Annotated in this window: 14 protein-coding genes; 5 read left to right on the forward strand and 9 right to left on the reverse strand. The window is 60.9% G+C overall.

The window, feature by feature from the left end; genetic code table 11:
• The first annotated feature begins 30 nt into the window (after nt 1-30).
• From ACM6IQ_RS05860 to ACM6IQ_RS05870, 3 genes are read left to right on the forward strand one after another with little or no spacing between them, the layout of a single operon-like run.
• The gene (locus ACM6IQ_RS05860) at nt 31-1,275 is read left to right on the forward strand and encodes an exonuclease SbcCD subunit D C-terminal domain-containing protein (RefSeq protein WP_414878253.1); all 1,245 of its coding nucleotides are present in this window, start codon (nt 31-33) and stop codon (nt 1,273-1,275) included.
• Nucleotides 1,272-4,913: an AAA family ATPase gene (locus tag ACM6IQ_RS05865; protein WP_414878254.1), complete on the forward strand. Its 3,642-nt coding sequence runs from the start codon at nt 1,272-1,274 to the stop codon at nt 4,911-4,913. Before ACM6IQ_RS05860 ends, ACM6IQ_RS05865 begins: the two co-directional genes overlap by 4 nt.
• A complete protein-coding gene (locus tag ACM6IQ_RS05870) occupies nt 4,910-5,506 on the forward strand; it encodes a glutathione S-transferase (RefSeq protein ID WP_414878255.1) in 597 nt (198 codons plus the stop codon). Before ACM6IQ_RS05865 ends, ACM6IQ_RS05870 begins: the two co-directional genes overlap by 4 nt.
• Nucleotides 5,507-5,655: 149 nt before the next feature.
• Here ACM6IQ_RS05870 and ACM6IQ_RS05875 read toward each other — a convergent pair whose 3' ends face one another.
• From ACM6IQ_RS05875 to ACM6IQ_RS05915, 9 genes are all read right to left on the reverse strand, one after another.
• A complete protein-coding gene (locus tag ACM6IQ_RS05875; protein WP_017338454.1) occupies nt 5,656-5,913 on the reverse strand; it encodes a hypothetical protein in 258 nt (85 codons plus the stop codon).
• Nucleotides 5,910-6,122, reverse strand: coding sequence for a hypothetical protein (locus ACM6IQ_RS05880; protein WP_017338453.1), 213 nt, complete (start codon nt 6,120-6,122; stop codon nt 5,910-5,912). The genes ACM6IQ_RS05875 and ACM6IQ_RS05880 overlap by 4 nt, the downstream gene beginning before the upstream one ends.
• A 115-nt stretch (nt 6,123-6,237) precedes the next feature.
• Nucleotides 6,238-6,363, reverse strand: a complete 126-nt coding sequence (locus ACM6IQ_RS05885; protein ID WP_017338452.1) for a hypothetical protein — start codon at nt 6,361-6,363, stop codon at nt 6,238-6,240.
• A 211-nt stretch (nt 6,364-6,574) separates the two neighbouring features.
• A complete protein-coding gene (locus ACM6IQ_RS05890; protein ID WP_031318838.1) occupies nt 6,575-6,754 on the reverse strand; it encodes a hypothetical protein in 180 nt (59 codons plus the stop codon).
• A 155-nt stretch (nt 6,755-6,909) separates the two neighbouring features.
• Nucleotides 6,910-8,079 (reverse strand): lactonase family protein, encoded by a 1,170-nt coding sequence (locus ACM6IQ_RS05895; protein ID WP_414878283.1) that lies wholly within the window; start codon nt 8,077-8,079, stop codon nt 6,910-6,912.
• Complete coding sequence (locus ACM6IQ_RS05900) at nt 8,072-8,368, reverse strand: DUF5629 family protein (RefSeq protein ID WP_414878256.1); 297 nt, start codon at nt 8,366-8,368, stop codon at nt 8,072-8,074. Before ACM6IQ_RS05900 ends, ACM6IQ_RS05895 begins: the two co-directional genes overlap by 8 nt.
• A gap of 138 nt (nt 8,369-8,506) precedes the next feature.
• Nucleotides 8,507-10,087 carry an aldehyde dehydrogenase (NADP(+)) gene (locus ACM6IQ_RS05905; RefSeq protein ID WP_414878257.1) on the reverse strand — a complete coding sequence of 527 codons (1,581 nt, stop codon included), beginning with the start codon at nt 10,085-10,087 and terminating at the stop codon, nt 8,507-8,509.
• Between the two features lie 10 nt (nt 10,088-10,097).
• On the reverse strand, nt 10,098-11,090 hold the full coding sequence (gene araD1 / locus ACM6IQ_RS05910) for an AraD1 family protein (protein ID WP_017338447.1): 993 nt from the start codon (nt 11,088-11,090) through the stop codon (nt 10,098-10,100).
• A gap of 65 nt (nt 11,091-11,155) precedes the next feature.
• The gene (locus ACM6IQ_RS05915) at nt 11,156-12,478 is read right to left on the reverse strand and encodes an MFS transporter (RefSeq protein ID WP_017338446.1); all 1,323 of its coding nucleotides are present in this window, start codon (nt 12,476-12,478) and stop codon (nt 11,156-11,158) included.
• 194 nt (nt 12,479-12,672) lie between these two features.
• Between ACM6IQ_RS05915 and ACM6IQ_RS05920 the strand changes: the two genes are divergently transcribed.
• Together ACM6IQ_RS05920 and ACM6IQ_RS05925 are read left to right on the forward strand one after the other, a co-directional pair.
• On the forward strand, nt 12,673-14,409 hold the full coding sequence (locus tag ACM6IQ_RS05920; protein ID WP_414878258.1) for an IlvD/Edd family dehydratase: 1,737 nt from the start codon (nt 12,673-12,675) through the stop codon (nt 14,407-14,409).
• 207 nt (nt 14,410-14,616) lie between these two features.
• Nucleotides 14,617-15,336 (forward strand): FadR/GntR family transcriptional regulator, encoded by a 720-nt coding sequence (locus ACM6IQ_RS05925; RefSeq protein WP_017338444.1) that lies wholly within the window; start codon nt 14,617-14,619, stop codon nt 15,334-15,336.
• Nucleotides 15,337-15,371: the final 35 nt, after the last annotated feature.

The following is a 15,371-nucleotide window of genomic DNA, read 5'->3' on the forward strand; positions in this document are numbered from 1 at the left end:
GCTATTACCTCATTTCCTACGGAGCTCGCCTTGCGTCTGTTTCACACCTCCGACTGGCACCTTGGGCAGAACCTGCACGGCCAGGACCGTGATTTCGAGCACGGTTGTTTCCTCGAGTGGCTGTTGCGCCAGTTGAAGCTGGACCAGCCCGATGTGCTGCTGATCGCCGGCGACATCTTCGACACGGTCAATCCACCGGTCAAAGCCCAGGAGCGCCTCTACGACTTCATCGTCAGCGCCCATGAACAACAACCGAAGCTGACCATCGTGATGATCGCCGGCAACCACGATTCAGGTTCGCGCATCGAACTGCCCGCACCGCTGATGCGTCGTTTGCGTACCCACGCTCTGGGTCGTGTGTTGTGGCTGGATGACGGGCAGCTCGACGCCGAGCGTTTGCTGCTGCCACTGCCGGACGCCAAGGGCAAAACTGTCGCCTGGTGCCTGGCGCTGCCGTTCCTGCGGCCTGCCGAAGTGACCGGCGCGCATCTGGGCGACAATTATCTGCGCGGGATCGGCCAGGTTCATGAATGGCTGATCGAAGCCGCCAACGCCAAGCGCAAGAAGGGCCAGGCGCTGATTGCCATCAGTCATGCGCACATGGCCGGCGGCTCGGTGTCGGAAGACTCCGAGCGCAGCCTGATCATCGGCAATGCTGAAGCGCTGCCTGCCAGCCTGTTCGGCCCGAGCATCAGCTACGTCGCCCTCGGTCATTTGCACAAGCCGCAGAAGGTCAACGGTGAAGAGCGCATTCGCTACAGCGGCTCGCCAATTCCATTGTCGTTCTCCGAAATCGGCTATCAGCATCAGATTCTCGATATCCAGCTCGACGGCGAAACCCTGGTCAGCGTGGAGCCGAAACTGATTCCCCGCGCCGTGAACCTGCAACGCATCGGCCCCGCGCCCTTGGCCGATATCCTCCTGCAACTCGCCGACCTGCCGAACATCGATCTGCTGGCGGATATTCAGCGTCAGCCATGGCTGGAAGTCCGGGTTCGCCTGGATGAGCCGCAACCTGATTTGCGCCACCAGGTGGAATCGGCCCTGCAAGGCAAAGCCGTGCGCCTGGTGCGCATCGCCGCTGAGTACGCGGGCAACGGCAGTCGCGATGGCGTCGATGACGGCGCCCCCCTGATCGAACTGGACCAACTCACGCCTCAGGAACTGTTCAGCCGCGCCTGGCTGGACAACTACGGCAGCGAAGTCGACGAGCAAACGCTGCAAGACTTTGCCGAGTTGTTGCAGGACGTGCAGATGGAGAGCGAACAGCCATGAAAATTCTCGCGATCCGCCTGAAAAACCTCGCATCGTTGGCCGGGCCGTTTGAAATCGACTTCACCGCCGAACCGCTGGCCAGCGCCGGTTTGTTCGCGATCACTGGGCCCACCGGCGCCGGCAAAAGCACCTTGCTCGATGCCTTGTGCCTGGCGCTGTTCGGCGCCGTGCCACGACTGAGCAACGCTCAAGTGTCGGCCAAGGCGCCGGACGCCGACGGCGAGATCAGCACCGGCGACCCTCGCACACTGCTGCGTCGCGGCACCGGTGAAGGCTATGCCGAAGTGGATTTCGTCGGCATCGATGGCCGCCGCTACCGCGCTCGCTGGGAAGCCAATCGCGCCCGGGAAAAGGCCGGCGGCAAGCTGCAAGCCAGCCGTCAAAGTTTGCGCGACATCGACCTGGATCAGCTGCTGGCCAGTCAGAAAGTCGAGTTCAAGGCCCAGCTCGAAGCCGTCCTCGGTTTGAACTTCGAGCAGTTCACCCGCGCCGTGTTGCTGGCCCAGAGTGAGTTCAGTGCGTTCCTCAAAGCCAATGACAACGAGCGCAGCGAACTGCTGGAAAAACTCACCGACACTGCGCTCTACACGCGCCTGGGTCGTCGCGCGTTCGACAAGACCAAAGAGGCCCGCGAAACCCACAAGCTGTTGCAGGATCAAGCGACCGGCGTCACACCGCTGGCGCCCGAAGCCCGTGCGGAGCTGGATGAACGCTTCAATGAGGCGCAGCAGCAACTCAAGAACCAACAGGCGCAACTCAAGCAATTAGAGCTGCAACACACGTGGCTGAAAGAGCTGCGCCAGTTGCAGGACGAACAGCTCAGCGCCACCGAACAACTGACCAGCGCCCAACAGGATTGGGAAAGCCTGGCCGGCGAACGCCTGAAGCTGACCCGCCTGGAACACCTGGCGCCCCAACGGCACCAGTTCGCCCGTCAGACCGAACTCAGTGCCCGCCTCACGCCGCTGGCTGAGCAGATTCAGCAGCACACCCGGCAAGAACAGGAGTTGCAGGCGCGTCAGACGCAACTCGAACACAGTCTGGGCGCCGCGCAAACCGCGCTGGTCGAGGCGCAAAGCCAACACACATCAAGTGTGCCACTGCTGCGTCAGGCCTTTGAGGCGCAAAGCACCCTCGCCCGCCTGATCAAGGACACCGGCCTCAGTGCCGACCTCAAGCAGCAGGCAGAACTGGCCTGCTCTGAAGGCCAACAGACAATCCAAGGTTTGCTCGATCAGCAGAATCGGGTCGCCGAGCGCCTGCAACGGATTGCTGCCGAGCTTGAGCAAAGCACCCATCTTGCGCCGCTCAGCGACGCCTGGAACGCCTACCGCGACCGTCTTCAGCAGTTGATGCTGATCGGCAATCGCCTGAACAAGGGGCAGGCCGAACTGGCGTCACTGCAGTTCAACGCCAGCCGTGCCGCCGAAGAATGGGCCACGCAAAAACAAAACCTGGAAGTGCTCTACAAAGAGGCCGGCGCCGAGCCGGAAGCGGTGGCCGAACAGATCCAGTTGCTGGGCAATCTGTTGCAAGACAATCGCAAGCAACTGCGCAGCTTTGAGGAACTGACGCGTCTGTGGGCCAGCCAGCAGGAGCTGGACAAGCGCATCGCGGAACTGCAGCAACGCCAAACCATTGCCCAGCAGGAACGTGACCGCCTGACCCAGGACGGGGTGAAAACCAAAAACGAACTGACCGTCGCCGAACAGACCCTGACGGTGACTCGCGAACTGCTGGAACGCCAGCGCCTGGCCCGCAGCGCCAGCGTGGAAGAACTGCGCGAGCAGTTGCAGGATGATCAGCCGTGCCCGGTTTGCGGCAGCCTGGACCATCCTTATCATCAGCCCGAGGCGCTATTGCAAAGCCTCGGTCGCCATGATGAAAGCGAACAGGCCAACGCACAGAAAGCGGTGGATTTGCTCAAGGAAAAACTCACCGACCTGCGCACCGAAGTCGGCGGTGTGATTGCGCAACAAAAGGAGTTGCTGCAACAGCAGGAACAGCTCGTCGCACAGCAGCAGAACCTGGCCCCCAGCCTCGATGTGCACCCGCTGTCAGCGCAGTTGTTTTCTCAGGACAGCGCAAAACGCGATGCCTGGCTGAACCAGCAAAACAGCCAGTTGAACCAAAGCATCACCCAGGACGAACAGCGGCAAACCGCCCTGCTCACCCTGCAACAGGACGCCGCGCGCCTTCAACAGCAACTGCGCAGCGCTGAAACCGCGAGCCTGCAGGCAGCCCAGCATCTGGCCAATCAGCAACGCGAACTAAGCAATGATCGCCAGCGTCTGGACGAAGAACTGACCGCGTTCAGCACCCTGCTCCCGGCCGACACACTGGACGCCTTGCGCAATGAGCCTGCCGCTACCTTCATGCAGCTCGACCGGCAGATCGCCCAGCGCCTGGAACAACTCGATCAGCAACGCGACGAACTCAGCGAACAGCAACAACGCCAGCAGACGCTGGAGAAGGAACAGGATCGTCAACTGACCCGCGTCCAGCAGCTGGAAGCGGCCCAGCAACAATTCTCTGCCCTCGCCGAGCAGCAACAGACCTGCCAGCAACAACTGACGCAATTGCTCGGCTCCCACAGCAGCGCCGAACAGTGGCAGCAGCAGCTGGATCAGGCTGTCGAACAGGCGCGCCATGCCGAAACAGCTGCGAATCAGGAACTGCAATCCGTACGCACACGGCTGGTGCAACTGGCGGCGGAACTGAAAGCGCAGCAAGACCGCCTGATCGCCCTGGAAGCCGAAGACCGCGAACTGAACACGAAGATCGCCGACTGGCGCGCCTTGCATCCGGAACTGGATGACGGCGGCCTGGAGCAGTTGCTGAGCGTCGACGACCAACAGGTCAGCGAATTGCGCCAACGCTTGCAGCACAACGAAAAAGCCATCGAACAAGCCAAGGTGTTGTTACAGGAGCGCGATAAACGCCTGACCCTTCACCAGGCGCAGCACAACGGCAATCTCGATGCCGAGCAACTGGCTACCGCCCTGAACGAACTGCAAGGCCAGTTTGCCGCCAGCGAGCACCATTGCGCCGAACTGCGCGCTGAACAGGCCGAGGATCAGCGCCGACAAAACGCCAATCAGGCGTTGACCCAACAGATCGCCGACGCCTACACCGAGTACCAGCGTTGGGCGCGCCTGAATGCGTTGATCGGTTCCGCCAGCGGCGACACCTTCCGCAAGATCGCCCAGGCCTACAACCTCGACCTGCTGGTGCATCACGCCAACGTCCAGCTACGGCAACTGGTGCGGCGCTATCGCTTGAAGCGCGGCGGCAGCATGCTCGGGTTGCTGGTGATGGACACCGAGATGGGCGACGAACTGCGCTCGGTGCATTCGTTGTCCGGCGGCGAAACCTTCCTCGTCTCCCTGGCACTGGCATTGGGCCTGGCGTCGATGGCGTCGAGCACGCTGAAAATCGAATCGCTGTTCATCGACGAAGGCTTCGGCAGCCTTGACCCGGAATCCCTGCAACTGGCCATGGATGCCCTCGACGGTTTGCAGGCGCAGGGCCGCAAGGTCGCGGTGATTTCCCACGTTCAGGAAATGCACGAACGGATTCCGGTACAGATTCAGGTCCACCGCCAGGGCAACGGTCTGAGTACGCTGGAGGTGAAATGAATACGCTGTACTCCTTCCGCCGCTGCCCGTACGCGATGCGGGCGCGGATGGCCCTGCGTTACTCGGGGGTTGCGGTGAACATCGTCGAGGTCAGCCTGAAGGCCAAGCCTGCCGAGATGCTGGCGCTGTCGAGCAAAGGCACGGTGCCGGTGCTGAGTGTGGACGGTGGAGTGATCGATGAAAGCCTGTCGATCATGCGCTGGGCGCTGGCGCAGCACGATCCTCAGGATTGGTTGCTCACCGGGGATCCTGCGGCGCAAGCGCAGATCGCTGCGCTGATCGAAGAGAACGATCAGGCGTTCAAGGTGCATCTGAATCGCTACAAGTACGCCGAGCGTTACCCCGAGCAGCCGATGGAATTTTATCGCGCCGAGGGCGAGGTGTTCTTGCGCAAGCTGGATGAGTTGCTGGAGGGGCGCGACTATTTGTTGGCGAACCATCCGAGCCTGGCGGATGTTGCGCTGATGCCGTTCATTCGGCAATTCGCCCATGTGGATCGCGAGTGGTTCGGGCAGACGCCCTATCGGCGTTTGCAGGCGTGGTTGCAACGGTTTTTGGAGTCAGACCTGTTCTGCGCAATTATGGCCAAGTAGCAACCCCCTGTGGCGAGGGAGCTTGCTCCCGCTGGGCTGCGAAGCGGCCCTTCTTTTCGTCAGCCACATCGAGCTTCTGGATTTACGACTGCTTTGCAGCCGAGCGGGAGCAAGCTCCCTCGCCACAATCGACCGCGTCGGTTCGCGATTCAAGCAAACACCTCACACATCTGCAGCACCGAGCAATCAATCTGGAACGGCCCGAAGAAATCGCCTGGGCGTTTCATCGGCGGATTACCGGCCAGCAGGCCCAGAGCCTTGGCGGTCTGGATGTTGTGAGCCATGTTGTGATTGGCTTCGATCGACCGCGCGACAGAGCCTGCCGAGGCTTGCCCGATTCCCAACAGGGATGAGCCATTGGTCATGAACGCCAGCAAGGCAATGATCCAGAGTCTGACCCCTTTCATGCCCCTGCCACTCCCGCCACGTCTGCGTGATCGACCACGGCGTTTTGCACACGGTGTTCGAACTGAATGGCGGGATAAGCGACCTGAATCGGTGCTTCGAATTCGTGCTGCGATTGCGCGGTAATGCTGACGACCGACACCAGCGCCACGTAAAGACCGATGGCCAGGTAGGCGCCGTATTTGGCTGAAGTGAGGATTGTGCTGGCCATGATGTTCTCCGTGGGCATGTTTCAGTGCCCACAGAATCGATCAAAAAAGCCGTGACAACCACTCAAGGTTATCCATAGTAAGCATCAGCTTCGTTGATCATTAAGCCAGTCTATTTCAGCCTTCAATAAAACTAATCATGCGTTCACGCGCTGCGTCGGGCTCGCCTGGGATGGGCGTTGCTGCCGATAAAATGGGGGTCGAATAGAGGAACAGAAGTGCCACGGCCAGACGCATCGCCATGCTGTCGATCCTTTTTATTAGAGAAGGAGTCAATAAGTCAGCGTCAAATTTAAACTCATGGCTATGTGATATCAAGCAGTGCATTGATAGCAATATGATGCTGTCGTAAACGCGTTATGCAGGAGCGACATCACTCAGGCGTTCTCGAAGCTTTTCAGCTTGATCGGCGCAAGTGACTTCGCTCCTGCATAAAGGGTGCAGGGCCAGGCTTTCAGGCTTGGGTTTTGTGATCCAGCGCGGCGTAGAAGTTGGCGCTCTGTTGCAGGTATTTCTGGGTGTAGCTTTGGGTGTGGGATTTTTTGTCGCTGATTTCAACGTTGGCGCTGGCAGGCAGAGCAACGGTGGCAGAAATAGCGGAAGCGGCGATTACAGAGAAAAGATTGAAGTTCATGGCGGTATTCCTCGAAGTCAGTTGGCTTGCTTGCCCGGTGGGGCCGTGAAGCAAACTTAACCGTCGAGGCTGGCGCCTTGAAATCTTTTGTAGCATTAGCAGATATCAGCGTCATTAATAGAAGGAGGCAGGCCCCATCAACCGGGGCCTGCGGCCTATTGACGCACCACGAACTTGAGGTCGCTCGGGGCATCCATCGGCAGTTTCTGCACGGTTTTACCCAGCAGACCGCTCTTGGCATCGCGTTCGACCACGACAATCTGGTTGCTCTTCTGATTACCGATCAGCACGAAGCCGCCACTCGGGTCGAGGCTGAACTCGCGCGGGTGATCACCTTCCACCGAACGGCGTTGCAGCTCCTTGAGGTGGCCGGTGGTTGGGTCGATGGCAAACACCAGCAGCTGATTGGCCGTTCCGCGATTGCTGACATAGAGGAACTTGCCATCCCTTGAGGCATGCAACGCCGCGGCCGCCTTGTCCGACGTCGGTTGCCCGGCCGCCAAATCGACCATCTGCGTTTGCTCGAGCGTGCCGTTCCGGTAATCGAACACAGCGACCTGCGCACTCATTTCCATGGTCAGCCAGGCGTGCTTGCCGTCCGCGCTGAACAGCAAGTGCCGCGGCCCGCTGCCGGGCGGCAATTGGACCGACGCCGGTGTCGCCGGGGTCAACGGCAAGTCCGGGTTGCCCTTCGGATCGAAACGATAGACGAAGATCTTGTCCGCCCCCAAATCATTGGAGAACACAAACTTGCCATCTGGCGAGGACACCGTCGAATGCACATGTGCCGACATCTGCCGTTCGGGGTTGACCCGGCTGGACGGGTGACTGCTCATCTGAACGACGGTTTTGAGCTTGCCATCGGCGCCCACCGGCAACACCGCCAACGTGCCGCCCGGATCTTCAGCCACTGAGTAATTGCTGACGAACAAATGGCTGGCATCGCCGCTGAGGCTCGAATGGGTCGGCTCGTTGCCCAGGCTCTGCACCTGATTGATCAGGCTCAGTTCATGGGTCTTCGAATCGATCGCATAACTGCTGACGCGCCCGACCGGGTCTTTCTGGCCAGGGCCGTTTTCGTTGACCGCGAACAGATAGCGCTGATCGTTGGACAGGGTCAGCCAGGACGGGTTTTCACTCTTGACCACCTGCAGGGGCTTGGCGTCGATCTGCCCGGTGGCGCTGTCGAAATTCAGGCGGTAAATGCCCTGGCTCTGGCCGGCGGTGTACGACCCCACCAACAACTGATATTGATCGGCCGCTGCCGTCTGAACGCCCATGGCGCCGACGCTGCCAGCCATCAACAGTGGCCAGAGATTACGCATCCTCATTCACTTCATCCTCGTCATCATCACCGCGGAAAGCGGTCATGCACACCAGCCGATGCTCTCCGGAATCGCCGGTGATGACCCAGCTCTGCAAGGCAGGATCAAAGATCGCAGCCTGGATCTGCGCCGGGGTGAACTCCCAACGTTTTGCGGCACGGCCGTCCATGCATTCGATGTGCAGGTTGTCGTCTTCATCGAGGGAGAATTCAAAGGCATGCAGCCCGTCGATTTCCACCATGTCGCAGTGTTCGAGGGTGCTGAGCAAGGTGTCGGTTGAGGCAGTCATGGCAGTCAATCTTTGAAGGGGAAAGACGCAATGATAGCTTAATGTGGGGGTAGCCTGAGTCGGGCGCAGAATGCATGTACACCCCGAACAACTGTGGCAGCGAGCCTGCTCGCTCCCACAGTGATGGGTGTTTAGCCGTTAGAGGGCCTCACGCGAAGGCTGGCCATCCACCAACCGCTGAATGCGCAGCGGATTGCCATTCTTCAAAGCCTCCGGCAGCAAGCTGTCCGGGTAATTCTGGAAGCACACCGGCCGCAGGAAACGGTCAATCGCCAGCGTGCCCACCGACGTGCCACGCGCATCGGACGTCGCCGGGTACGGGCCGCCATGGACCATCGAATCACACACCTCGACGCCAGTCGGATAGCCGTTGAGCAAGATCCGCCCAACCTTCTGTTCCAGCAACGCTGTCAGTTCACCGAACTGTTCGAAGTCGGTTGATTCGCCAATGATCGTCGCCGTCAGTTGCCCGTGCAGCCCGTTCAACGCGGCGCTGAGTTGCGCCTGATCCGCCACTTCGACAAACACCGTGGTCGGGCCGAAGACTTCCTCTTGCAGCACCTCGTCGCCATTGATCAGCAGGCTGACATCAGCCTTGAACAGTTGCGGCCGGGCCTGGTTGCCCTGTTGCGCCTGGCCGGCCAGATGCTCGATGCCCGGATGCGCGAGGAGTTTTTGCAGGCCTTTGCCATAGCTGCTCAACGTCCCGGCATTGAGCATGGTTTGCGCCGGCTGATCGTTGATCAACCCCGCCACCTGCTGCACGAATGCACTGAACTGCGGCGAGCGAATGCCAATTACCAGGCCAGGGTTGGTGCAGAACTGGCCACAGCCTTGAACCACCGAAGCCGTCAGGTCACGGGCGACGGTTTCAGCCCGGGCTTCCAGCGCCTGCGGCAACACGATCACCGGGTTGATGCTCGACATCTCGGCGAACACCGGGATCGGCTGCGCACGGGCTGCAGCCATGTCGCACAAGGCTCGACCCCCCTTGAGCGAACCGGTAAAACCGACGGCCTGGATCGCCGGATGCTTGACCAGCGCTTCACCGACCCCGCCGCCGTAAATCATGTTGAATACACCGGCCGGCATGCCGGTTTTTTCGGCGGCGCGAATGATCGCATCCGCAACCTGCTCGGCCGTCGCCATGTGACCACTGTGGGCCTTGAACACCACCGGGCAACCGGCGGCCAGGGCTGAAGCGGTGTCGCCACCGGCAGTGGAAAAGGCCAGGGGGAAATTGCTCGCGCCAAACACGGCAACCGGGCCGAGGCCGATGCGGTACTGACGCAGGTCGGGGCGTGGCAACGGCTTGCGATCCGGCAATGCCCGATCGATCCGCGCACCATAGAAATCACCGCGACGCAGGACCTTGGCGAACAGGCGCATCTGGCCACTGGTGCGACCGCGTTCGCCTTGAATGCGCGCTGCGGGCAATGCGGTTTCGCGGCAAACCACGGCGACAAATTCATCGCCCAAGGCGTCGAGTTCGTCGGCAATGGCATCGAGAAATTGCGCACGGCGTTCGGCACTCAAGCTGCGAAACGCCGGGTAAGCGGCAGCGGCAGACGTGGCGGCGGCATCCACTTCTTCCGGCGTGGCCTGGAGGAAATCGTAAGGCAACGCTTCGCCAGTACTGGCGTCGATGCTCTGGAGTTTGACGGCGCCGGCGGCACTGCGCTGGCCGCCGATGTAGTTGTGACCAAGAATCCGGGTCATGCATGTCTCCTTAAAGAGTGCCGATGGTGCCGGGCTCGAACGCCGCTGCAACCGGTGCAATACCGTTGATCAACGGTGCGCCGAACTCGGCCTGACTGATTTCGAACACGTCACCCGGTCGGGTGCGGATACCGTCGGCAAAGGACAGGGTCGCGGTGCCGAAGAAGTGAATGTGCACGTCCCCCGGACGCAGGAACTGGCTGTATTTGAAATGGTGGTACTCGAGGTTTTCCAGGCTGTGGCACATGTTGGCCTCGCCGCTGAGAAACTCGTTCTGCCACAGCACTTCGCCGTTACGCAAAATGCGGCTGGTGCCCGCCAGATGTTCCGGCAGTTCACCGACCCGCAATTCCGGGCCATAACTGCAACTGCGCAATTTCGAGTGGGCCAGGTACAGGTAATTCTTGCGTTCCATGACGTGGTCGGAGAACTCGTTGCCCACTGCGAACCCGAGGCGATACGGCTTGCCATCGTGGCCGATGACGTAGAGGCCGCTCAGCTCGGGCTCTTCGCCGGCGTCTTCAGCGAAGGGTGGCAGCGGGAACGGATGGCCGGGGCGCACGACGATACTGCCGTCACCTTTATAGAACCACTCTGGTTGAACGCCGGCCTGCCCCGTTGCCGGTTTGCCACCCTCCACGCCCCATTTGAAAATGCGCATGGTGTCGGTCATCGCCGCTTCGTCGCCGGCCTGCTGATGCATCTTGTCCCGCGCCGAGGCGCTGCCCAAATGGGTCAGGCCGGTGCCGCTGACAAGCATGTGCGCAGGGTCCGGATGGTCCAGCGGTGGCAGGATGCGCAGTTCGGCCAGCAGTTGTGCATAGTCATGGCTGATGCCCAGGCCCAGGGTTCGTACCTGCTGCTCAAGATTGACGCCCGCCTCGATCGCCGCCAGTGCCACATCGCGCACCGTGCGCGCGTCTTGTACTTCACGGACCCGATCGTCCTCGACCACGCCGACGCGGCGCTCGCCGTTAATCAATTCGAATTGAACCAGACGCATGAGACTTCTCCTATTGATCAGAACACCACGGCCCTATGGCAGCGGCGGTGATTGTTTCTTTCTTGTCAGGTGCGGGTGGCACCACGTGCGCTGGCAGCAAACTGGTCGGCCGGCAGCACATGCTTACGCTCCAGCAACCGATAAACCACGCCGGTCAACACCAACCCGAACACCATCACCCCCGAAAGGAAGTACAACCCCGACGCCAGGTTCCCGGTGTATTCCTTCAGCGCACCAATCACGAACGGGCCGATGTAGCCGCCGAGGTTGCCCACCGAGTTGATCAACGCAATCCCCGCCGCCGCGCTGGCGCCGGCAAAGAACCGGCCGGGCAAGGTCCAGAACACCGCCGTGCAGGAGAACAGAGCGAACGCCACCAAGCACAACGCCGCCAGTTGCAGCACCGGCACCGTCAGCCAGGCGCTGAGGAACAGGCCGATGGCACCCAGCACATAGAGCACCGCCAGGTGGCCGTAGCGATCATTCAAGCGATCGGAACTGCGCGGAATGATCAGCAAGCCGATGATCCCGAAAATGTACGGCACCGATGACACGAAACCGGTGACCAGGTCGGTGCCGCCGAACTGTTTGATCAGCGTCGGCAGCCACAGGCCGAGCCCATAAATGCTCAGGGTCACCGGCAGATAAAACAGCGCCAGCAGCAACACGCGTTTGTCCTTGAGCGCATGCAACGGATTGCCATGTCGGGTCTGGCCGTATTCTTCCAGGTCTTTTTTCAGCTCGCCGGCCAGCCAGTCTTTCTCGGGCTGATCCATCCACTTCACCTGTTGCGGACCATCCGGCAGCCAACGCAGCACCGGCCAGGTCAGCAGGATCGCCGGGGTGCCGATGACGATGAACAGCCACTGCCAGCCATGCAGGCCAAGAATGCCGTCCATACCCAGCAGGCCGCCGGACACCGGGCCGGTGATCAGCATGGCGATCGGTTGGGACAGGATGAACAAGCCGAGGATCTTGCCTCTATGGCGAACCGGGAACCATTGGGTGATGTAGTACAGAACGCCCGGGAAGAACCCGGCTTCGGCGGCGCCCAGCAGAAAGCGCATCACATAAAAGCTGTGCGGTCCCTGGACGAACGCCATGCCGATGGTGATGGCGCCCCAGGTGACCATGATCCGCGCAAACCAGCGCCGTGCGCCAAAGCGCTCGAGCATCAGGTTGCTGGGGATTTCCAGCAGGAAGTAACCAATGAAAAACAACCCGGCACCGAGGCCGTAAGCCGCGTCGCCGATACCGATGTCGGCGCCCATGTGCAGCTTGGCGAAGCCTACGGCGGAGCGATCCACATAGGCGATCAGGTACAGCAGGATCAGGAAGGGAATCAGTTTCAGCGTGATGCGACGTATAAGCCGCAGTTCCTGGCTCATGAGATCGGTCTCCGATTGTTGTTGTTATAGAACCTCGGGGGACACCTCTCGCGGAAAACCGCCAGGGCCATCCCTCCGTTGAGCCCGACTATATAGTAATACTATTTAAGCAAGCAACACTTCCAAAGCGGCGAAATTGCGCTTATGTTACGCCTCAGCTCGAACAATATAGTCATACAATAAGAGAATCGATCATGTCTGATAAGAAACCCACCCTGCGCTCCGCCCAATGGTTTGGCACGGCCGACAAGAACGGCTTCATGTACCGCAGCTGGATGAAGAATCAGGGCATCGCCGACCACCAGTTCCACGGCAAGCCGATCATCGGCATCTGCAACACCTGGTCGGAACTGACCCCGTGCAACGCGCATTTCCGCCAGATTGCGGAACACGTCAAACGCGGCGTGATCGAGGCCGGTGGTTTCCCGGTGGAATTCCCGGTGTTCTCCAACGGTGAATCGAACCTGCGCCCGACCGCCATGCTCACCCGCAACCTGGCGAGCATGGACGTTGAAGAAGCCATTCGCGGCAACCCCATCGATGGCGTGGTGCTGCTGACCGGCTGCGACAAAACCACCCCGGCCTTGTTGATGGGCGCCGCCAGCTGCGACGTGCCAGCGATCGTGGTCACCGGCGGGCCGATGCTCAACGGCAAACACAAGGGCCAGGACATTGGCTCGGGCACCGTGGTCTGGCAGCTCAGCGAACAGGTCAAGGCCGGCACCATCACCATCGATGACTTCCTCGCCGCCGAGGGCGGCATGTCCCGCTCCGCGGGCACCTGCAACACCATGGGCACCGCGTCGACCATGGCCTGCATGGCTGAAGCGCTCGGCACTTCCCTGCCCCACAACGCGGCGATACCGGCGGTGGATGCGCGCCGTTATGTACTGGCGCACATGTCCGGCATGCGTGCAGTGGAGATGGTTCGCGAAGACTTGCGGCTGTCGAAAATCCTCACCAAGGAAGCCTTCGAAAACGCCATTCGTGTGAACGCGGCCATTGGCGGTTCGACCAACGCGGTGATCCATTTGAAAGCCATCGCCGGGCGCATCGGCGTCGAACTGGACCTGGACGACTGGACCCGCATCGGTCGCGGCATGCCGACCATCGTCGACCTGCAACCGTCCGGGCGTTTCCTGATGGAAGAGTTCTACTACGCCGGCGGTTTGCCTGCGGTGCTGCGTCGCCTCGGCGAAGCCAACCTGATCCCCCATCCGAATGCCTTGACCGTCAACGGCAAGACCCTCGGCGAAAACACCAAGGACGCGCCGATCTACGGCCAGGACGAAGTGATCCGCACCCTCGACAACCCGATCCGCGCCGACGGCGGTATCTGCGTATTGCGCGGTAACCTTGCGCCGCTCGGTGCCGTACTCAAACCGTCCGCCGCCAGTGCCGAATTGATGCAGCACCGCGGGCGCGCGGTGGTGTTCGAAAACTTCGACATGTACAAGGCGCGGATCAACGACCCCGAGCTGGACGTCGATGCCAACTCGATTCTGGTGATGAAGAACTGCGGACCGAAGGGTTATCCGGGCATGGCCGAAGTCGGCAACATGGGCTTGCCGGCCAAACTGTTGGCGCAAGGCGTGACCGACATGGTGCGCATTTCCGATGCGCGCATGAGCGGCACGGCGTATGGCACGGTCGTTTTGCATGTGGCACCGGAAGCGGCGGCCGGCGGGCCTTTGGCGACAGTGAAGGAAGGCGACTGGATCGAGCTGGACTGCGCCAATGGCCGGCTGCACCTGGACATTCCGGATGCGGAACTGGCGGCGCGCATGGCCGATCTGCAACCGCCGCAAAACCTGATCGTCGGCGGGTATCGCCAGCTGTACATCGACCATGTGCTGCAGGCGGATCAGGGGTGTGACTTTGACTTCCTGGTCGGTTGCCGTGGCTCCGAGGTGCCACGCCACTCGCACTAACCCCCTGAGAACTCTGCAACCGCAACAGAACCTGTGGCGAGGGAGCTTGCTCCCGTTGGGCCGCGAAGCGGCCCCAATACTCACAGCTGCGTTTTCTCGGACAGGCTCCCTCGCCACAAGGCATTCGCAGATTTCGAATCTGATGAATGCCCGCCACGCCTGCTATCATGCGCGGCACCTCCATCGCACAGGATCGCGCCGTTCCCCATGGATTACCGCAAACCCTCCGACCGCAAAAGCATGCACTCGCGCATCGTCCAGGAACTGGGCATGCAGATTGTCTCGGGACGCTTCAAGCCGGACGACAAGTTGCCCGCCGAAGCCCTGTTGTGCGAGGAATACGCGGTCAGCCGGCCGGTGCTGCGCGAAGCCACTCGCGTGTTGGTCGCCAAAGGCCTGGTGTATTCCCGTCCGCGAGTGGGCACAGTGGTCAAGCAGCGCAAGGAATGGCACATGCTCGACCCGGACGTGCTGCACTGGCTGATGCAAAGCAGCCCGCAGAATCAGTTCTTCGATTTGCTGACCAGTGTGCGCAGCATCATCGAACCGGCAGCGGCGGCCCTCGCCGCGCAGTTCGCCACCGACGCGGACATCGCCTCCATCGGTGAAGCCTACCAACGCATGGAAGCCGCGCCGACGCCTGAAGCCCTGTTGCAACCGGACCTGGACTTCCACAGCCGCATCGCCGATGCCACCCACAACGACCTGTTGGCGAACCTGTGCAACATGCTGTCGGTGGCGATCGCCGAAGCATTGAAGCACTCCAACCAGCGTCCGAATCTGCATGAGCTTGCACTGCCACGGCACAAGGCGATTCTCACGGCCATCGAGAACCGCGATGCGCTGGGTGCACGGCACGCGACGCTGGTGCAATTGGATGATGCGCGCAGTGCGCTGAATGTGGTGTTGGGCGCCGATTCGTCATAAAAACGCGATCCCCTTGCAGAGTTCCAGATACAAAA

It is taken from the genome of Pseudomonas sp. IT-P100 (assembly GCF_949767185.1).
In the GTDB taxonomy this organism is placed as follows: domain Bacteria; phylum Pseudomonadota; class Gammaproteobacteria; order Pseudomonadales; family Pseudomonadaceae; genus Aquipseudomonas; species Aquipseudomonas fluorescens_B.